Origin of the sequence: Streptomyces sp. NPDC001717 (assembly GCF_042892775.1) — a bacterium.
Lineage (GTDB): Bacteria > Actinomycetota > Actinomycetes > Streptomycetales > Streptomycetaceae > Streptomyces.
Genome location: NZ_JBIAUK010000028.1, coordinates 1 through 18283 on the forward strand (window position 1 = coordinate 1; position 18283 = coordinate 18283).

General features: G+C 70.5%; 16 protein-coding genes. 7 read left to right on the plus strand and 9 right to left on the minus strand.

Annotated elements, in window-relative coordinates; genetic code table 11:
* Positions 1-1511: 1511 nt before the first annotated feature.
* Both ACFYZL_RS31560 and ACFYZL_RS31565 read left to right on the plus strand, forming a co-directional pair.
* Positions 1512-2258, plus strand: a complete 747-nt coding sequence (locus ACFYZL_RS31560; protein WP_384589311.1) for a hypothetical protein — start codon at positions 1512-1514, stop codon at positions 2256-2258.
* Positions 2255-2728: a MarR family transcriptional regulator gene (locus ACFYZL_RS31565; RefSeq protein ID WP_384589314.1), complete on the plus strand. Its 474-nt coding sequence runs from the start codon at positions 2255-2257 to the stop codon at positions 2726-2728. The genes ACFYZL_RS31560 and ACFYZL_RS31565 overlap by 4 nt, the downstream gene beginning before the upstream one ends.
* Positions 2729-2834: 106 nt before the next feature.
* On the opposite strand, the gene tpg is transcribed toward ACFYZL_RS31565, so the two are convergent.
* From tpg to ACFYZL_RS31595, 6 genes are all read right to left on the minus strand, one after another.
* Complete coding sequence (gene tpg / locus ACFYZL_RS31570) at positions 2835-3389, minus strand: telomere-protecting terminal protein Tpg (protein ID WP_384589317.1); 555 nt, start codon at positions 3387-3389, stop codon at positions 2835-2837.
* Between the two features lie 6 nt (positions 3390-3395).
* Positions 3396-5777 carry a telomere-associated protein Tap gene (gene tap / locus ACFYZL_RS31575; RefSeq protein WP_388683728.1) on the minus strand — a complete coding sequence of 794 codons (2382 nt, stop codon included), beginning with the start codon at positions 5775-5777 and terminating at the stop codon, positions 3396-3398.
* Between the two features lie 135 nt (positions 5778-5912).
* A complete protein-coding gene (locus tag ACFYZL_RS31580; RefSeq protein WP_384750025.1) occupies positions 5913-6818 on the minus strand; it encodes a ParB/RepB/Spo0J family partition protein in 906 nt (301 codons plus the stop codon).
* The gene (locus ACFYZL_RS31585) at positions 6815-8071 is read right to left on the minus strand and encodes a ParA family protein (protein WP_388683731.1); all 1257 of its coding nucleotides are present in this window, start codon (positions 8069-8071) and stop codon (positions 6815-6817) included. Before ACFYZL_RS31585 ends, ACFYZL_RS31580 begins: the two co-directional genes overlap by 4 nt.
* A gap of 207 nt (positions 8072-8278) precedes the next feature.
* On the minus strand, positions 8279-8932 hold the full coding sequence (locus ACFYZL_RS31590) for a ScbR family autoregulator-binding transcription factor (RefSeq protein ID WP_384750019.1): 654 nt from the start codon (positions 8930-8932) through the stop codon (positions 8279-8281).
* A 192-nt stretch (positions 8933-9124) separates the two neighbouring features.
* Complete coding sequence (locus ACFYZL_RS31595) at positions 9125-10360, minus strand: FAD-dependent monooxygenase (RefSeq protein WP_388683735.1); 1236 nt, start codon at positions 10358-10360, stop codon at positions 9125-9127.
* A 281-nt stretch (positions 10361-10641) separates the two neighbouring features.
* On the opposite strand from ACFYZL_RS31595, the gene ACFYZL_RS31600 reads away from it, so the two are divergent.
* The 3 genes from ACFYZL_RS31600 to ACFYZL_RS31610 all read left to right on the plus strand — a co-directional run bounded on the left by ACFYZL_RS31600 (position 10642) and on the right by ACFYZL_RS31610 (position 13397).
* On the plus strand, positions 10642-11391 hold the full coding sequence (locus ACFYZL_RS31600) for a TetR/AcrR family transcriptional regulator (protein WP_388683737.1): 750 nt from the start codon (positions 10642-10644) through the stop codon (positions 11389-11391).
* 415 nt (positions 11392-11806) lie between these two features.
* Positions 11807-12112: a GNAT family N-acetyltransferase gene (locus tag ACFYZL_RS31605; protein ID WP_388683842.1), complete on the plus strand. Its 306-nt coding sequence runs from the start codon at positions 11807-11809 to the stop codon at positions 12110-12112.
* Positions 12113-12227: 115 nt separating this feature from the next.
* The gene (locus tag ACFYZL_RS31610) at positions 12228-13397 is read left to right on the plus strand and encodes an epoxide hydrolase family protein (RefSeq protein WP_384750010.1); all 1170 of its coding nucleotides are present in this window, start codon (positions 12228-12230) and stop codon (positions 13395-13397) included.
* On the opposite strand, the gene ACFYZL_RS31615 is transcribed toward ACFYZL_RS31610, so the two are convergent.
* Both ACFYZL_RS31615 and ACFYZL_RS31620 read right to left on the minus strand, forming a co-directional pair.
* Positions 13394-13942 (minus strand): flavoprotein, encoded by a 549-nt coding sequence (locus ACFYZL_RS31615; protein ID WP_384750007.1) that lies wholly within the window; start codon positions 13940-13942, stop codon positions 13394-13396. The two genes, ACFYZL_RS31610 and ACFYZL_RS31615, sit on opposite strands and share 4 nt — an antisense overlap.
* A 38-nt stretch (positions 13943-13980) precedes the next feature.
* A complete protein-coding gene (locus ACFYZL_RS31620) occupies positions 13981-14457 on the minus strand; it encodes a GNAT family N-acetyltransferase (protein WP_388683741.1) in 477 nt (158 codons plus the stop codon).
* 274 nt (positions 14458-14731) lie between these two features.
* On the opposite strand from ACFYZL_RS31620, the gene gdhA reads away from it, so the two are divergent.
* Entirely contained in the window at positions 14732-16096 is a 1365-nt protein-coding gene (gene gdhA / locus ACFYZL_RS31625; RefSeq protein ID WP_384750001.1) for an NADP-specific glutamate dehydrogenase, read from the plus strand.
* Positions 16097-16176: 80 nt separating this feature from the next.
* On the plus strand, positions 16177-16983 hold the full coding sequence (locus ACFYZL_RS31630) for an SDR family NAD(P)-dependent oxidoreductase (protein ID WP_384589353.1): 807 nt from the start codon (positions 16177-16179) through the stop codon (positions 16981-16983).
* Positions 16984-17127: 144 nt separating this feature from the next.
* Here the strand turns inward: ACFYZL_RS31630 and ACFYZL_RS31635 are convergent, their stop codons facing one another.
* On the minus strand, positions 17128-18120 hold the full coding sequence (locus ACFYZL_RS31635; protein WP_384749998.1) for an AMP-binding protein: 993 nt from the start codon (positions 18118-18120) through the stop codon (positions 17128-17130).
* Between the last annotated feature and the right edge of the window lie 163 nt (positions 18121-18283).

Consider the following 18283-nt stretch of genomic DNA (forward strand, 5'->3'; position numbering starts at 1 on the left):
GGGCGCTTCGCGCCCCGAAGCCGGCCTTCGGCCGGTTGGTCTCCGCTTAGCTCCGACCAAGGGACCCGCCTCGCTGCGCTCGGCGGAGGGGCGCTCCGCGCCCTGGAGCCGGCCTTCGGCCGGATGGTCTCCGCTTCGCTTCGACTAAAAGGACCGCTTAGCTGGGCTCGGTGGGGGAGTGCTCCGTGCTCCGAAGCCCCGCTTTAACCGAATGCTCTCCGCTGAGCTCCGAGCAAGAGACCGCCTCGCTGCGCTCGGCGGAAGGGCGCTCCGCGCCCTGGAGCCCGCCTTCGGCGGGATGGTCTCCGCTTCGCTCCGACCAAGGGATCCGCCTCGCTGCGCTCGGCGGAGGGGCGCAGCGCGCCCTGGAGCTGGCCTTCAGCTGGTTTGCCTTTGCTTCGCTCAGGCTGTGAGGCCCTCCTGGCTGTTTTGGGACGGGGGCGATCCTCGTACTGAAGCTGGTCTTTAGTGAGGGCTCTGCTTCGCTCTGACCGAAAGGATCCGCCTCGCTACGTTCAACTGAGCGGTGCTCGGGGCTCTAGAACCGGCCTCTGGCCGGGTGCCCCGCGCTTAGCTCCGGGCCAAAGTGCCAGCTTTGCTGTGCTTGGTGGAAGTCCTCCAGGCTTCAAGACCTGGTGCTCGGTTGGATGCCTTCCCTGTTGCTGCGGCCCAGGAGTTCCTCTTGCTGAGGACGAGAGTGAACCGTTCCGCGGCCCAAGGTCAGTCTTTGGCTTGTATGCCTGGGCTTCGCTTCGAGGCAAAGGGCGGCGTTGCTGTGCTGGGGGTGGGGGGCTCTGGGTTTTGGGGGCCTTTGGGTGGGCGGTTTTGCTTTGGTCAGGACTGGGGGACGGGCTCGTTGCAAGTGGGCTAATTCTGTACTTTTTGGGTGCCCTTTATTTGGGGGTATGGGCGGGGGGTTGGTGATTGGGGGTTTCGTGGTGTTTTTTGGCTTATGGAGGGTTTTGGAGGGGTGGGGGCTTGGGTTTGGGCGTTAACGCCGTTAACGGTGGAGGGGGGTTTGATTCAAAGTGGGGGGTGGATAGAGACGGGATTCAGTCAGTTTCGGTGGGGGGAGCGGGGGGTTGGTGGGGGGTGGGGGTGGGTGTTGGGACGTCAGGAAGTTGTGGCTTCGGGTGGGTTGGAGACGGCGTTCAGTACGCGCAGCGCGGCAGGAGACGGCCTATAGAAGGTACGGAGATGCGTTGCCGCAGGTCAGGGGGGGTTCGGGGGGAAAGTTATGTCCCCTCAGGAGGGACATAACTCGGGGGATGTGTCGCTGGTAGGGGGACAGAACGAGCGCAAAACGTCAATGGTACTGACGGTTTTTGGGCTAAAACGTCTGCGCGGCTGACGTTTTGCTGGAGATGTGTCCCTGAACTGGTCCGGGGCGGGGAGCGGTTGGGGGCCCGGCGGGGACTGGCCGGCGGGGAGGGTGTGGCTGAGATATGTCACCTGTGGGGTTACATAAGACACGCCGAACGTCAACGAGCGTGACACTTGTGTCACCCTTGTTGACATACTCTCTGCTGCAGATCAACGAAGTGGAGAGCATCCTCGTGTCATCAGAGCCACAGCGCCGTCGGCCGAGTCCGCCGCGCGCGCCGCGTCCTGATCTCCCCGTTGATGACGCGATCTCGGCGTGGAGTCAGCCGCTGGCTCCGGTCAAGGATCTGGACAGTCTGGCCCGGCGGTATCCCAGCCGGAAGCTCACGCTGGACGGAGAGCGCAAGCCGCTGGAGTTCTACGGGACTCAAAGTCAGCCAAACGCGTTTTCGATGGACAGCCTCGAGTTTTTCCTGGTGATCGCCCAGTACTTCCGGGAAGCCTTGCCGTTGAGGCTGATCCTGCTGCTCATCGCGTGCCAACGAGCGGGGGGGCGGATTCCTCTTACACAGGAGGAGATGGCTACGATCCTGGACGTCAGCCGGACAAAGACGTCGGAGGCGCTGCACACCGTCATGTCTCATGGGATCGTCTTCAAGGTGCGGCGGGGTGTGTACCAGTTCAACCCGCCCTACAGTTACCGGGTGGCTGAGTTCATCCCGGGTACGGAGATGACGGGTGAGTTCGTGAAGGTGGAGCAGCACAGCACCATCTCGCAGATTCGTAGCGATACGAGCCTGCCTGATCTGGTGCGCTTCCCGTCGCTGGATCACATGCGTCAGGCCATCGCGGAACTGCGGGCCGAACGGGCCAAAGAGCGCGCTGCGCGTCGGCTTAGCCGAGCGAAGCGCACGGAAGAAGGGACAGCTCAGTGAGCACCTTGCGATTCGCTGCGGTCAACGCCGACGGGCTTCTCTCCGACCTCGACCTCCCGCCTGCGGCCTACCGTGTGCTGCTGAAGCTGCGTTCGCTGAGCGAGCCGGGCGGGCGGATCCTCATCGACCAGGCCACCGTGGGTGGGCTGCTGGAGCTGAGCCGGCCGAGTGTCAATGCCGCGCTGCGGAGCCTGGAGCTCGCGAAGCTGGTGCGGAAGGTCAGGAACGGGGTGTACCAGATCAACCCGATGCTGGCCGGGTACAACTCCTTCGAGGACGCCGTCGCCGCCGTCAACGCGATGGCTCCCGACGAGAGGCTCGACGCGCGGGGGTATGTCGCCAGCTACCACCAGGCGGTGGCGGAGTATCAGGACCAGCTGGCCGAGCAGCGGAAGAAGCGGGCCGCGCAGGCGGCGGCGAAGAAGGCTGCCGAGTCGAAGCGGCGTAGGACGTTGCACGCCGTGGGGTGATGCGGACGTCTGGACGGGCCTGTGAGGGCTTGCGAGGGTCCCGGGATACTCCCGGGACCCTTTTGGGTTCTGGGGCCTGGTGGGGGGCTTGTGGGGGCTCTGGATCTCAGAACGCGAAGTCGACGTAGTCGATGTCCGTGAATTCCACCAGGAGGCTCGTGGCGCGGGAGCCGTTGTCCTTGAAGTAGAGCTCCTGGAGGCCTTCCGCTGCGATGTGGCGGAGTTGGGACTCGGTGGCGCCGGCCTCCTGGGCCGCGAAGAGCCGGGACGCGTACTCCGGGGGGAGGTGCTGGGTGATGCGGCGCATGCGGCCGTCGTCGGTGGTGCCGGGGGCCGCGGTGAAGCCGAAGCGGGCGCGGGTCTCGATGACGAGGCCGGTGGTGCGGGCAGCCTGGTCGCGGGCGCGCTTGCGGACCAGGGGCTGCCAGCGGCGGCGTACCTCTGATTCGAGGCGGGCGGCGAGGGCCGGCTTGGGCTGCTTGATCTCGTTCTTGACGTAGCGCTCCACGGTGCGTTGGGAGATGTTGAGGGTTGCCGCTACCGCTTTGGTGGATTTGAGCTGTTTGAGCAGGTAACGCATCTGGGCGCCCGCAGATTTGGGGATGGGGCGGGTGAAGTGCTGTTCGTCGGCCCTGGTCAGGCTGTCGGAGATGTCGGACATGCTTGGTTACTCGCCGTCTGCCGCTGCGTCGTGGCCCTTGATGTGGCGGGCGGGGTTGAGGTGTTCGTCGAGCATCTGGACGGCCCAGAGGAGGGGCTGCGTGCCCTCGTGCTTGACCATGCCGGGGCTGACGCCGAGGCGGAAGCCGCCGGGGAGGGGCTTGCCTTCGGGGGTGTGGGGGAGGAAGTCCAGGGGGCTGGGACCGTCGGAAAGGTACACCGCGCAGTCGGAGAGGACCGCGATGGGGTGCAGGCCCGCTGCCGTGGCCAGCTTCCGCATCTTGCGGTGCATGTTGACGCGGGCCGTGGCGATGACGGCGGCGCGGATGTCGGGGCGCCAGGTGGGACGTTCGAGGGCGGGCCAGGGCTCGCCGGGGCGGTAGGCGGCGCCCTGGGGGCGTTCGCGGAGCTTGCCGATGCCGCCCTTGACGGTTGATTTGATGGCGGAGAGGACGGCCGCGGTGGGTGGGTTGCCCTCTTTGTGGGTGGACATCGCGGTGAGGAAGTCGGGTTCCGAGAGGGACGGGGTGACGCCGAGGTCCGCCATCGTCGCCATGTAGGCGTCGCGGAGTCGGGTGTACCAGGCGTCCAGGTACGGGCCGTGGTCTTCGCGGATCCAGGCTTCGGTCGGGCGGACGTCGTGGCCGAGCTCCTGCGCGTAGGCGAGGGTCGGGGTGGCGTACCAGGCGGGGCCGGTCGGGGGCTTGCCGTGGGGGGTGAAGGGGCTGGGGAGGCGGGGGTCGAGGGACAGGGTGGAGAGGTCCGCGAGCCAGCAGCCGGGGGTCTTGGGGTCGAAGCGGGGGGCGGTGACGTGGGTGGCGGGGCCGAGGCCGACCGGGAGGCGGTTGGCCGCCGCGGCGAAGGCCATGTTCACGTCGATGCCCACGGCGTGGGTGCGGGTGCACTCGGCGTCGGTGAGGAGCTCCGGGTCGCGGATCCAGTCGTACGCCTCCTCGTCGAGGACCTGGTCCGGGGTGCGCTGGTGGGAGCGGGGGTAGAGGGAGGCGACGACCGGGTGCTCGTCCGGAGCCTCCGGGGGAGCGGGGTCGACGGGGCGGGTGAGCGAGCCGGGGACGGGGGCCGACACCCAGGTGTTCGTCGCTTCGTCGCGTGCGGCGCGGGTGGGCGGGCGCAGGGCCGTCATGAGTTCGAGGCCGGTGACGGCGGTGGAGCCGCGGGGGGTGAGGACGCGGGCGGCGTACGTGGTGAGGAGCTCGGCCAGTTCGGGGGCGGAGAGGTCGGCGGTGTCCTCGCCCCAGGCGCGGGGGTCGAGGGCGCCCCAGGGGAGGATCGCGAGCTGCACGCACTGGCGGCCGGTGGTGGGGGTGGCCGGGCGGTAGATGCGGGGCCAGGGGCCGAAGCCGCGGCGGGTCAGCTGCCATTTGCTCTTGGCGAGCTGCTTGAGGGTGGGGTGGTTGTCGGGGAGGCGGAGGGCGCGGCGGTCCTCCAGGGTCGGGGGGAGGCCGAGCCGTTCCACGGCGGGGGCGGTGAGGACGAGGAGGGGGTCGCCGTCGCGGCCGTTGCGGTGGAGGCGGGGGGAGCGGAGGTTCGCCTCGGTGAGCGCCCAGGTGACGAGGTCGGGGAGGTTGGTGGTGGGGTGGTCGAGGATGAGGCCTGCGGCGGCGTAGGCGTGGCCGGTGCCGTCCAGGACGGCCAGGGGGCCGTTGCCTTCCAGGGATCCCGCGCTGGGCGCCCCCTTCCGGAACCGGGGCTGCGTCACGGACCTCGGGTGGGGGTGCTTGCTCTGGCCGGGGGCTGTGGGGGCTGTGGGGGCTGTGGCGGGTGAGGGGTGGGTGGGCTCGGCCGTGTGGGCGGGGGCCGGCTGGTCGGAATGGGCCTCGGGCTCGGGCACGGGGGCGCTAACGCTGGTGGCGGTGGCGGTGGCGGTGGCGGTGCGGGTGGGCCGGGTGGCCTCGGGCTCCGGAGCGTTAACGGCGTTAACGGTGGGGGCGGGCTCATCGTGCTCCGCCTCGGGGGCGTTAACGGCGTTAACGGCGTTAACGGTGAGGGTGGGCTCGTTGGCCTCTGCCTCTGCCTCTGCCTCTGCCTCTGCCTCTGCCTCTGCCGTGGGCTCGGGCGTGGGCTCGGGGGTGTCGGCCGGGGTCGGCTCGGGGGCGTTAACGGCGTTAACGGGGTGGAGGGTGGCCAGGCCTTCCAGGAGGCGGGCGTAGGCGGCGCGCTTCGGGGGGCGGGGGGCCGTACGGCCGATCTCCCAGGAGGTGACCGTTTCGCGGCGGACGGAGAGGGCCTTCGCGATCTGGTCCTGGCTCAGGCCCGCGGCCTCGCGGAGGCGCTTGCGCTCGTCCGGGTGCGGGAGCGCGTCCTTGGCGGCTGCTTCTTCCAGCAGGGCGTCGACCGCTGCGAAGAGGCTCTCTTGTTCGTTGGGCATCGGTACCTCCGAAGGCAGCCTATGTGAAACGCACCGTTAAACGCACATGAAACGCACGCGGGGGCGTTAACGGCGTTAACGGTGATGGCGTTGACGGCGTTAATGCCCCCGGCGGGTGCGGCTCGGGTGCCCCGCTCAAATGCGCAGCATGAGGAGCTCCGTGACGGCCTTGAGGTCGTCCGGGGTGAGGTGCGCGGTGAGGGCGTCCGCGATCGTTTCGGGGGAGTTTGTGGAGATGGTGATGCGGGGGGAGGCGGGTGGGGTGGAGGGGGCGGGTGCGGCAGGGGTGGCGTTAACGGCGTTAACGGGGTGGGTCCGCTGGCGGGGCGGGTTGACGGCGTTGAGGGTTTCGTCCGCCGCCGCTTCCTGGGCTTCCTGGGGGAGGCGGCCGATACGGCGGGCCGGTTCCACCTTGAGCTCGCCCGATTCGACCTTGTCCTGGAGCTCCGGGGTCAGGTTGAGGAGCGCCAGACGCTGGGAGACCCAGGCGCCCGTCTTGCCGAGGCGCTTGGCGACCTGGGCCTGGGAGCCGTGGACGTCGACGAGTTCCTGGAGGGCACGGGCCTGGTCCATGGGAGCCACGTCGACCCGGTGGATGTTGGCGATCAGAGCCGATTCGAGGATGTCCGAGGACGATGCCGAGAGGGCGTCGTTCACGTGGATGTGCATCGTCTTGAGGCCGGCCAGGTGGGCCGCCGCCAGTCGGCGGTTGCCGTCGATCACGACGTACGGGGCACGGCCCAGGCCGTCGGTGGCGCCCGGGTGGGCCTCCATGAAGGCCATGCGGGTGGCGACCGCGAGGGGCTGGAGCTGTCCGCGGGAGATGAGGGACGCGGCCAGTTCGTCGAGTTCCGTGAGGTCTTCGCGGAGGTTGAACGGATTGTGGGCGAGGGCCTCGATGGGAACCTCGGACGGGGGGACCACGCCGGAGGTGGGTGCGCCCGTGGCTTCGGCGATGGCCGCGCGGCGGGAGCTCACCCCGACCGGTTGGGCCCGCGCGAAGGAGGCCGAGACGCCGAGCTTGTCTGCCTTGCTGCTCATGAGATCTCCCGGGCGAGGGCGCGCAGGGCCACGGCCTGGTCGCCCTTGGGTGCGTAGACGAAGAGGGGCTGCTTCACGCGGACTGCTTCGCGCTGTTCCTTGAGGTCGGGTACGACGGCGACGACGCGCGGATCCTTTATGTCCATCCAGGCCTGGAGGGAGGAGGTCGCGATGTAGCCGCGGCGGCCGTCGTAGAGGTTGACCACGAGGCCCAGGTAGTCGATGTCGAGGCTGAGGTCGTCGCGGAGGTCGTTGATCTGGGAGGTGAGGAGGTCGTACGCGTCGGCGGACGAGTCCTCCGCCTGTACGACGATCAGCGCGCCGGAGGCGCCGGGCTGCTCGGCGTCGCGGCGGCGGCCGTAGTAGATGGCCGCGTCCATGCTGAGGCCGAGGCTCGGCGGGCAGTCGACCAGGATGACGTCGTATTCGGACTCGACCGGGGTGAGGGCCCGCTCCAGGGCGGCCTCGCGGGCGCGGACCGTGGAGAGGCGGACGTCGAGGAGGAAGGCGTCCGTGCAGGCGGGGAGCAGGTGGAGGCGGTCGCCGAACCGGTCGTGCTCGATGGGCACGATGAGGTCCTTGAGGGGGCCCTTGGCCTCGCCGGCCATGTGGCAGGTGAGGCTGTCGCCGCCGATGGGCAGCGGCTGCCGGCCGAGCTGCTTGGTGAGGTGGCCCTGCGGGTCGAAGTCGATCAGCAGGACGCGCATGCCCAGACCGGGGAGGTCCTCCAGGTCCAGGGGGGTGCCCGGGTCCGTGTGGGGTTCGTCCTCGGGGGACGCCAGGCGGGCCAGTTGGCGGGCGACACGGACCGGGTGGAGGGCCGACGGGTCCTCGGCGAGCGCCTCGGCGGTGCCCGCGGTGACGGCGGTCTTGCCGACTCCGCCCTTCTGGTTGCACACGATGATGCGGCGGACCACGGAGGGGCGCTTGACCGTGGGAGCCGGGTTCAGCTCCAGCCAGAGGTGGACGGCCTGGGCGAGTCCCTGGATGAGGGAGACGCCCCGGTCCTTGGAGTCGGCGCGGAAGGACTCCCACTGGCCGGCGGGCAGCCAGGTGGAGAACGATTCGGCGCCGGAGGTGTCGACGGGGGAGGGGGCCGAGGCGAGCGCGCTCCAGTGGGCGATGCCCTGGTGGACGGCGTCCTGGATGTCCACCCGCAGTTGGGCCGTGCGGATCTTCAATTCCTGGCGCAGCCACGGGGGGAGCTTGGAGACGACCTTCTCTCGGTCGCTCTGAGACGAGGGCGAAGTCATGAGAGGGACTTTACTAACGTTCAGGGGTGTTCGTGGGCACCACGCTTGAGTTTTGCTAACGAAGTGGGAGAGATGGGGGAGCGGAGGGCCCTCGCGAGGGCGTTAACGGCGTTAACGCCGTCAACGGTTCGGGGCGGCCCCGCACATCGGGTGGCGGGCACCCCCGTGGTTCACCACGGTGTGTGCGAGGCCGCCCCGAACGCGTCGTCAGGCGGCGGGCGCGAGACCGAGTTCGGCCCGGCACTCGGGCGAGCCGGCGGGGGCGAAGCGGGGGATGCGGCTCGCGGGCACGATGCCAGGGAGGAGGAAGTCCCACAGGTCGGTGACCCGGGTGTGCAGGTCCTCGCGGCGGGTGCGGACGTGCGAGGTGACCTGGATGCCGGTGAACGAACCCACGAGGAAGGTCGCGACGTCGTCGACGTCCAGCGACGGCTTGACGTCACCGCGTGCCTGGGCCGGCGTCAGACAGCTGCGGCAGGTCTCGATCCAGGTGTTGTACGGGGACGGGTCCGGGTCGGTGAAGGACCCGAACTCGATCACGAGGCGGATGGCGGCTCGGACGCGGACGTTGCCGCGCAGCCCGGAGGCCATCCGGTGGCTCAGGTCGATGACGGTCTGCAGGCCGGGTGCCTCGAGGTCGGGGACGCCGGAGAAGACCTGGAACTGCTCGTCGATCAGGGTGCGGGCGAGGGCTTCCTTGGACGGGAAGTGGAAGTACAGCGCGCCCTTGGTGACTCCGGCGTACCTGACCACCTCGCTGAGGCTGGTTCCGCCGAAGCCGGCGGCGTCGAAGGCGACGGCCGCGCCGTCGAGGATGGCCTCCCGGGTTATCTCGGCCCGCCGCTGCCTGATCCTCGCCACGTGCGTGTTCCCCCTGGTTGTAGGCGCCGTCCGCGCGGTGGTCGCTGAGCAGTGCGGCGTCGATGGAGGCAGGTTACGGGGGAGGAAACCTGTCGACCAGTATTTTTTGGGCCTGGCCTGGCCTGGCCTGGCCTAGGTGGGCTGGCCTGGGATGGGCTGGTCGGGGGCTGGGCGTTAACGGCGTTAACGCCGTTAACGGGGGCGAGGGGTGGGCGGGGTGGCGTTAACGCCGTTAACGCTGTGGGCGGGTGGGGGCGTCGTATAGGAGGGGAGGGGGAGCGTGGAGGTGTGCTCGCCGGCCTTCAGCATGAGGTCGAGGATGCGGCGGCGGCCGAGCAGGCCGTTGCGGAGGCCGAGGCCGAGCTTCGAGGCGGGGGCGAGGAAGGAACCCGTACGCGCTCCGTTCTTCTGGCAGCCCTGGGCGTAGGGGCGCAGGAGGGATTCGTAGCGGGCGAAGGCTCCCCGGTGGTCCTCGGGGGTGCGGGAGAGCTCGCCCGCCAGGACGTACGCGGCCACGACCCCGGTGCCGGTGCCCATGCCGCCGATCGTCGCGCCACAGGCGGCGTCGCCGAGGAGGGCGATCCGGCCGGACGACCAGGTGGGTACGTCGACGCGGCTGATGGAGTCGAAGTAGAGGTCGTCGGCGGAGGAGAGGGAGTCGAGGAGGTGGCCCACGTGCCAGGGGAGGCCGGTGAAGGCCTGTCGGAGGAGCTGCTTCTGGGTCTCGGTGTCGTGGCGGTCGTAGGCGAGTTCCGGGGAGGCGAAGACGAGGAAGGCGCGGGCGCGGGTGGGGTCGGTGTGGTCGGCGCCGACGCCGGCGAAGCGGCCGGGGGCGTTGTGGGCGAAGGTTCCCGTGCCGGGGCGGAGGTTCAGGTGGTTGGGGAGGCTCCAGCCGGCGGCGTAGTGGCCCAGGTGGGTGACGTGGTCGGCTTCGGGGCCGAAGGCGAGACGGCGGATGTGGGAGTGGATGCCGTCTGCGCCGACGACGAGGTCGAAGGTGCGGGGCGGGGCGTGGCGGAAGGTGACGTCCACGCCGGTGGTGGATTCGGTGAGGGAGGTGACCGTGTCGCCGAAGAGGTACTCGGTGGAGGGGAGGGAGGAGTCGTGGAGGACGCGGGAGAGGTCGCCGCGCAGGACCTCGATGTCTCCGCCGGCGAAGTGTGAGGGGAGGTGGAGGAGCGGTTTGTCGTACGCGTCGACGAAGGTCATGGGGGACCCGGTCGTCCGGACGCGGCGGAGGTCTTCGAGGACGCCCATGCGGTGGAGGACGGACAGGTGGGTCTCGCCGCGGAAGTCGACGGCCTGGCCGCCGGGGCGGAGGGTGGGGGCGAGTTCGACGACGGTGGGGTGGACCTGGTGGCGGACGAGCCAGTGGGCCAGGGCGGGGCCGGCGATGCCGGCGCCGGAGATGAGGACGGTGCGGGGCATTTGGGCTCCTCCTGGGGGGCGGGGGTCGGGGGCTCGGGTGGGGGGCTGGGGTGGGGGTCGGGGCTGGGCGCGGCGTTAACGGCGTTAACGGCGTTAACGCTGTTGGTTCAGGGGGGCTGCCGGAGGGGGTGGCGTTAACGGCGTTAATGCCGGCGCCCGTTTACGGGGCTGCCGGGTCGGCGGGGACGGCGTTAACGCCGTTAATTGTGTCCGGTGGATACTGAACATTTAGTGTGTACGGTAGACGCGGTTTTCGTGCGAGCGCAAGGGGATTTGGTCCGATGGCGGATGAGCAGTGGGGCGCGGCCGTGCGGTTGTTGTGGGGCCCGGAGCCGTCGGCCAAGCCCGCGCGGGGGCCGAAGCGGGGGCTCACGCTGGAGGCGATCGCTCGGACGGGGATCGGGATCGCCGATGCCGAGGGGTTGGGCGCGGTGTCGATGCAGCGGGTGGCCGGTGAGTTGGGCGTCACGAAGATGGCGCTCTACCGGTACGTGCCGGGGAAGGCGGAGCTGGTCGCGCTGATGGTGGAGGGGGCGTTGCCGGTTCCGGATGTGTCGGTGGCGGTGGGGGGTGCTTGGCGCGAGCGGCTGGGGGAGTGGGCGCGGGAGCTGTACGCGGGGTTCCGGCGGCACCCGTGGCTGCTGGAGGCGACGGTCGGGGTGCGGGTGATGGGGCCGCGGGAGTTGGGGTGGATGGAGCGGGCGCTGTCCGCGCTGGACGGGTGCGGGTTGAGCGGGGCCGAGGCGATGGATGCGGTGGTGCTGGTCGCCGGGCACGTACGGGGGATCGCGGAGCAGGGGCGGGCCGCCGGGGTGACGGCGGATGGAGGTGCGGGGCCCGATGCGCAGCTTGCGGTGATGCTGGGGGAGGCCATGCGGGTGCGGGGGGAGGAGTTCCCGGCGCTCGGGGCCGCGATGGCCTCGGTGGCGGAGCACGGGGGGCATGACGAGGCGTTGGAGTTCGGGCTCGACCGGATCCTGGACGGGCTTGGGTTGCTCGTTGCGCGGCGGGTGGGTGGGGGGCGGTCTTAACGGCGTTAACGCCGTTAACGCCGTTAACCCCGTTGAGGGGGTGCGGTCTCTCTTGTGGTCGGCAACCGGCAGGGGGCGGGCGGCCTGCCGGCTCTGGCACGATCGGGCCGTGTCGATGGATCCTCTGGTGGTCCGGGCCCGTTCGCTGTGGGAGGGCCTGGCCCGGGTGCCGGTGTCGTTCGCCCCGTCGGGTGGTGTGGACGTGGTGGTCTCTCCCCGGTCCTGGCTGTGCCTTGGGCTGGGGCGGAGGGGTGGCTCTGGGGGGATCGGCGAACGTCACCGCGCCGAGCGACGGCGTCGCCGTGCTCGTGCGTGACGCACTGCGGAGACGGACCTGCGGAGTCTGGAGCGGCTGTCCGGGCGTGAGGATGCCGGTGAGGCTGCCCTGGACGAGATCACGTCGCCGGCGTTCGTGGTGCGTGAGCGGGCGTGGGGGCGGGGGCGAGTGGTTGCCGCCGCGTGCGCCTGGCGGCGGCGGACGGGTCAGATCGGCGTACTGACGGCTCCGGAAGCGCGAGGGCGGGGGTTGGCCCGGGCGGTGGGGTCGGCGGTGGTTGCTCATGCTCTCGCGGTGGGGGTGTGCCGCTGCGCGGAGCTGGTCCCCGACCCGCCCTTTCTCCGTTTCCCGGGGCTCCGCCCCGGACCCCGCGCCTCAAACGCCGGCGGGGCTGAGTGCGGTGCTTCGCCCCAGTCCCCGCGTCTCAAGTGCCGGCGGGGCTGAGCGCCTGGGGCTTGGCCCTGGACTCGTGCTTTGAGTGCCGGTGGGGCTGGAGTGCGGGGTTTGAGGGGAGTGCCGTGTGTGATGGTTCCGGGTGGTCGGTGCCTAGCATGCCGGGGTGGATGGGTTTCGGGTTGATGTGCCGCAGGTGGAGTTGGATGACCTGCGGGAGCGGTTGGGGCGGGTGCGGTGGGTCGAGGGGTTGGAGGGGGTGGGGTGGGACTACGGGATTCCGGTGGCCGAGGTGCGCGAGCTCGTTCGGTACTGGCGGGATGAGTACGACTGGCGTGCGGCTGAGGCGCGGTTGAACGAATGGCCGCAGTTCGTGACCTCCATTGATGGGGCGCGGGTGCATTTTGCTCATGTTCGATCGGCGGAGGCGGGTGCTACGCCGCTGTTGATGACTCACGGGTGGCCGGGGTCGTTCGTGGAGTTCCAGCGGGTCGTCGGGCCGCTGACCGATCCTCGGGCTCATGGCGGGGACGCCGAGGATGCGTTTCATGTGGTGATGCCGCATATTCCGGGGTTCGCGTTGTCCGGGCCGACCACCGAGGTGGGGTGGGAGTTCAAGCGGGTGGCGCGGGCCTTCGGGACGTTGATGGAGAGGCTCGGGTACGCGGAGTACGGGGTGCAGGGCGGGGATTGGGGGGCCGCCGTTTCGCGGGAGCTCGGGCGGGTGCGGCCCGGGAACGTGATCGGGGTGCACCTGAATCTGTTGCCGGGGGGTGGTGCCACCGCCGAGCCCGGGGCGGAGGAGCTCGCCGCGCTGAGTCCCGAGGAGAGGGAGCGGACGTGGGCCTCTTGGGAGCGGTACCGGGTGTGGGCGCGTGAGCGGCAGGGTTACGCCGACATCCAGGCGACCCGGCCGCAGACCCTCGCGTACGGGTTGAACGATTCACCGGTCGGGCTGCTCGCCTGGATCGGGGAGAAGTTCGCGGAGTGGAGCGATCCCCGGTGCCCGATCGACCGCGATCAGATGCTGACCAACGTGATGCTGTACTGGCTGACGGGGACGGTGGGGTCCGCTGCCCGGATCTATTACGAGAGGGCGCACGCGGGGTATGCGGGGGAGGCGGTCGCGGTGTCGACGACGCCCACCGGGGTGGCCGACTTTCCGAACGACAACTTCATTCCGCTGCGGCACGTGGCCGCACGGACAGACTCCGTCGTGCGGTGGACCTCGTACGACCGCGGTGGGCACTTCGCCGCCATGGAGGTACCGGAGTTGCTGGTGGCGGACGTGCGGGCCTTCTTCCGGCAGGTGAGGGAGGGGCGGCCGCCGGCCTAGGCGTCGGGGGCGGGGTGGCGGTCCACCGCTTCGAGGGCCAGCTGCCACGGGAAGTGCGGCGGGGCATCGGGGCCGGCCGGTCCGGGGGTGAAGCCGGTCTCGCCGTAGAGGAGCCGTACCCCTGCGGTGCGCAGGACGGCCAGGGACTGGTCGAACTGGGGGTGCGCGGCGAGGGCGGAGTTCGTGCAGGGCATGGCGACGACCGGGGTGCCCTTGCCGATGGCCTCGGCGGCGACCCCCACCACGAAGCGGTCCGTCAGGCCGAGGGCCCAGGCGTTGACCGAGTTGAACGTGGCGGGGGCGAAGAGCAGGGCGTCGGCCGGGGGCCATACGTCGGCCTCGCCGGGGAACTTGTACTGCCAGCGCACCGGGTGGCCGGTCAGGGCGGCCAGTCCGTCCAGGCTTTCGGACAGCCAGTGGGCCGCGGTCGGGGTGAGGCCCAGGCAGACGTCCCAGCCGCGGGCCTGGGCGTCCTCGACCACGTGGGCCACGTCGAAGACGGGCGGAGCGGCGGAGCAGAGCAGGTAGAGAGTCTTCGTGGTCATGTCGCAATATGATCATATTGCTCGACCTCGGCTGTCGATCAGGTCAGCCGGAGGACGCCCACGGGCTCGTCGCCGCTGAGCTCGCCGGTGCGGTGGAAGCCCAGGCCGAGGTAGAACGGCTCGGGACTGCCCTCGCCCAGGTGCCAGGTGACGTACGCCTGCGAGGTGCCCCGGCCGCGGATCTCCTCGGTGACCGCCCGGACCGCGAAGCGGCCGTAGCCCTTGCCCTGGTGGCCGGCCGCGATGTTCAGACGCCAGATGCCCGAGCGCAGGTCGGCCGGGTCCACGGCGGGGTTCCAGGCGATGTCGAGGAACGCCATCACGAAGCCGACCACTTCGTCACCGTCGACGATGGCGCGCGGCCAGGCGGCTTCGCCGTGGACGTACGCCTCGGCCAGCGACTTCATCACGGGGGAGACCAGATGGTTCTGATCGGGGCGGACCTGTACCGCGCACACCGCGTCGAAGTTGTCGGCGGTCACGGGCTCCAAGCGGAGGGGGGCGGGGGTGGTCATGGGGGGAGTGTAGGTGGTCTTTGGGCTGCTCAGAGGGTTGGGGGTGGTTCGGCAAAGGCCGCGCACATCCGGCGCTCAAGGGGAGGGGGGCACCATCGGGCGCGTCGAGCTCCGTATGGGGTGAGCTGTGTCTCGGGCGGTGTGGCGAGCTCCGATCGTCCAACTCCGTTCGTGCAGTTCCATATGTTCAGCTCCATGTGCCCGGCTCCACGCGTCCAGTTCCATGTGCCCAGCTCCTTGTGTCTCCCGGACTCAGAGAAGAGGAACCGCCCTGATGCCGTCGACCTCCACCACCACCACGACCGCCTGGCTCGCATCGCTGGAGCAGCGGATCGAGCGCCGTGACCCCGGGGAGCCGGAGTTCCACCAAGCCGTGCGGGAGGTGCTGGAGACGCTCGCGCCGGTCTTCGACGCGCGCCCCGAACTGCGCGAGGCCAGGGTGATGGAGCGGATCGCCGAGCCCGAGCGGCAGATCCTCTTCCGGGTGGTGTGGCAGGACGACCAGGGCCGTACGCAGGTCAACCGCGGCTTCCGGGTGGAGTTCAACAGCGCCCTCGGCCCCTACAAGGGCGGCCTGCGCTTCCACCCCTCGGTGAACCTCGGGATCGTGAAGTTCCTCGGGTTCGAGCAGATCTTCAAGAACGCCCTGACGGGGCTCGGGATCGGCGGCGGCAAGGGCGGCAGCGACTTCGATCCGCGCGGGCGCTCCGACGCCGAAGTGATGCGGTTCTGCCAGGCCTTCATGACCGAGCTGCACCGCCACCTCGGCGAGCACACGGACGTCCCGGCCGGTGACATCGGCGTGGGCGGCCGCGAGATCGGCTACCTCTTCGGGCAGTACCGGCGCATCACCAACCGCTGGGAAGCCGGCGTCCTCACCGGCAAGGGCACCGGCTGGGGCGGCTCCCACGCCCGTACGGAGGCCACCGGCTACGGCAACGTGCTGTTCACCGCCGAGATGCTCAAGGTGCGCGGCGAGGACCTGGACGGGCAGCGGGTCACCGTCTCCGGCTCCGGCAACGTCGCCATCTACACGGTGGAGAAGGCGCAGGCGCTCGGTGCTCAGGTGCTGACCGTGTCGGACTCCGGTGGGTACGTCGTCGACGAGAAGGGGCTCGACCTGGAGCTGCTCAAGCAGATCAAGGAGGTCGAGCGGGGCCGGATCAGCGAGTACGCCGAGCGCCGCGGAGGCTCCGCCCGCTACGTCGAGGGCGGCAGCGTGTGGGACGTGCCGAGCGACGTGGCGCTGCCGTCGGCCACGCAGAACGAGCTGACCGAGGCCGACGCGCTGAACCTCGTGCGCGGCGGGGTCAAGGCCGTGTCGGAAGGCGCGAACATGCCGACCACGCCCGAGGCGGTACGCGTCCTCCGGGAAGCGGGCGTCGCCTTCGGCCCCGGCAAGGCCGCGAACGCGGGCGGGGTGGCGACCAGCGCCCTGGAAATGAGCCAGAACGCGGCGCGCGACGCGTGGCCGTTCGCCCGGGTCGAGGACGAGCTGGCCGGCGTCATGCGGAGCATCCACGACACGGCGTACGAAACCGCCGAGCGCTACGGCCGCCCCGGCGACTACGTCGCGGGCGCCAACCTGGCCGGCTTCGAGCGGGTGGCCGACGCGATGCTGGCGCAAGGCCTGATCTGACGCCTCCATCCCACTTCCGTCGCGGCCCGAGTTGGCTGGGACACGCTCGACGCGTCCATGCGAGCGATGGAGGGCTGACGATGACGGTGAAGGCGATGGGCAAGGCTCCGGAGAGGCCCGTGGCGCTGGTGACCGGGGCCACCAGCGGGATCGGGCTGGCCGTCGCCCGGGACCTGGGAGCCCGCGGCCATCGGGTGTTCCTCTGTGCCCGCACCGAGTCCGTGGTCAAGCAGACCGTGGAGGACCTGCGGGCCGAAGGACTGACCGTGGAGGGCGCGGCCGCCGACGTGCGCGACCGCGCCGCCGTGGAGGCGCTGGTCGCGGCGGCCGTGACGGCGTACGGCTCGCCCGTCAGCATCCTCGTCAACAACGCGGGCCGCAGCGGCGGCGGTGCCACCGCCGGCATCACCGACGAGCTGTGGCACGACGTCATCGACACCAACCTGAACAGCGTCTTCCTGCTGACCCGTGAGGTCCTCACCAGCGGGGGTCTCGGGGCCGAGCCCTGGGGGCGCATCGTCAACATCGCCTCCACCGCGGGCAAGCACGGGGTGCTGCTCGGGGCGCCCTACTCGGCCTCCAAGCACGCCGTGATCGGCTTCACCAAGTCGCTCGGGAAGGAGCTCGCGACGACCGGGACCACCGTCAACGCGGTCTGCCCCGGCTACGTCGAGACGCCGATGGCGGCGCGCGTGCGCACCGGCTACGCGCAGGCCTGGGACACCACCGAGGAGTACATCCAGGAGCAGTTCGAGGCGAAGATCCCGCTCGGCCGCTACTCCACCTCCGAGGAGGTCGCGGGTCTGGTCGGCTACCTGACCACGGACCTGGCCGCCTCCATCACCGCCCAGGCGCTCAACGTGTGCGGCGGTCTCGGGAACTACTGAGGCCGTCGGCGTTCGCGGACGTACGAGAGAGGGCCCCGGCCGGTTCCACCGGTCGGGGCCCTCTGGTGCGTTCGCCTCGTGGGCTTCGCGTGCTCGGTGTGCTTCGTGGGCCTCGTGTGCTTTGTGTGCTTCGTGCGGTGCTGTTCACAGGACGGTCGGCGACCCCGTCACATCCCGTACGACGGCCTGCGGAGCGATCCCGGCGGCCCGCCACGCGGCCAGCACCTCCGAGTCCACCCGCTCGTCCGCCAGCAGCACGTGCCGCAGGGCCGGCAGGCTGCTGCCGTGCGCCGCCGAGGTCAGTCGAGCGAAGGCGGACGGCAGCTGCGTCACCACCGTCACCTCCCGCTCGGCCAGCAGCCGGGCGAAGGCGCGCGCGTCGGACGCCGTCTCCCGGTCCACGACCACGGCCCGTCCGCCCGTGAGCAGCGGCCCCCACATCTCGCGCATGCCGAGGTCCAGGCTCATGGAGTGGAAGTACGTCCAGACGTCGTCCGGGCCGGTCTCCAGCATCGGGACGCAACCGTCCACCCAGGAGAGCACGTCCAGGTGGGAGACCGGCTGCACGGCCACCGCCCGGCCCGGGTCGCCGCCCGAGGGGAGCGCCAGGAACGCCGTGTGCGGCGGGATCTCGCGGTGCATCGCCACCTCGGGCCGCATCGCGATGACGAACCGCCCCGCCTTGGCCACCGGGATCTCGTCGCGCAGCAGTCCACTGTCCGAGACGACCATCTCGGCGCCGGCATCGCGCATCAGGAACTCCTGCAGCCCCGCGTTGTGCCCGGGCTCCAGGGGCAGCACCGCGGCCCCGGTGCGCAGTGCGCCCACCACGGCGGACGACGCCATGCACGAGCGCTGCGCCCGCACGGCGACGGCCGCGCCGGGGCCGGTCCGCCCCGACAGGCGGCGGGCGATGTCGTCCGCGGCCCATTCCAGTTCGAGGTAGGTCGCCTTCTCCTCCGCGTCCTGGGCGGCGACCCGGCCCGGGTGGCGGGCGGCCGCGGCCGCGAAACGGACGTCGATGCGATCCCGGCCCACGGGCCACTCGCCGGCCGGGTCGAGCCCGATCCGTCCGAGCAGACCGGCCAGGTCGGCGGACAACTGGTCAAGCTCCGGACGGTCCGGAGTGGCGTTCATGCGGCCTCCCAGCGGGCGGGTCGTTACTCCAATGCCCGATGGTGTCGGGCGGCACCGGAGAAACGCTCAAGGCCTGCCGTACAGGACCGGTCAGGGGAGGGTCGGGGGCAGGTCAGGGGACCGTACGGGCCTTGTCCGGGGGTGCTGGAGAACCGCTGGAGGG

Bases quoted from the DNA above. Each gene is read 5' to 3' on its own strand.
- ACFYZL_RS31580 (WP_384750025.1), bottom strand. From the start codon at position 6,818: ATGAGCAGCAAGGCAGACAAGCTCGGCGTCTCGGCCTCCTTCGCGCGG.
- tpg (WP_384589317.1), bottom strand. From the start codon at position 3,389: ATGTCCGACATCTCCGACAGCCTGACCAGGGCCGACGAACAGCACTTC.
- ACFYZL_RS31615 (WP_384750007.1), bottom strand. From the start codon at position 13,942: ATGACCACGAAGACTCTCTACCTGCTCTGCTCCGCCGCTCCGCCCGTC.
- ACFYZL_RS31620 (WP_388683741.1), bottom strand. From the start codon at position 14,457: ATGACCACCCCCGCCCCCCTCCGCTTGGAGCCCGTGACCGCCGACAAC.
- ACFYZL_RS31600 (WP_388683737.1), top strand. From the start codon at position 10,642: ATGGCGGATGAGCAGTGGGGCGCGGCCGTGCGGTTGTTGTGGGGCCCG.
- gdhA (WP_384750001.1), top strand. From the start codon at position 14,732: ATGCCGTCGACCTCCACCACCACCACGACCGCCTGGCTCGCATCGCTG.
- ACFYZL_RS31595 (WP_388683735.1), bottom strand. From the start codon at position 10,360: ATGCCCCGCACCGTCCTCATCTCCGGCGCCGGCATCGCCGGCCCCGCC.
- tap (WP_388683728.1), bottom strand. From the start codon at position 5,777: ATGCCCAACGAACAAGAGAGCCTCTTCGCAGCGGTCGACGCCCTGCTG.
- ACFYZL_RS31635 (WP_384749998.1), bottom strand. From the start codon at position 18,120: ATGAACGCCACTCCGGACCGTCCGGAGCTTGACCAGTTGTCCGCCGAC.
- ACFYZL_RS31585 (WP_388683731.1), bottom strand. From the start codon at position 8,071: ATGACTTCGCCCTCGTCTCAGAGCGACCGAGAGAAGGTCGTCTCCAAG.
- ACFYZL_RS31630 (WP_384589353.1), top strand. From the start codon at position 16,177: ATGACGGTGAAGGCGATGGGCAAGGCTCCGGAGAGGCCCGTGGCGCTG.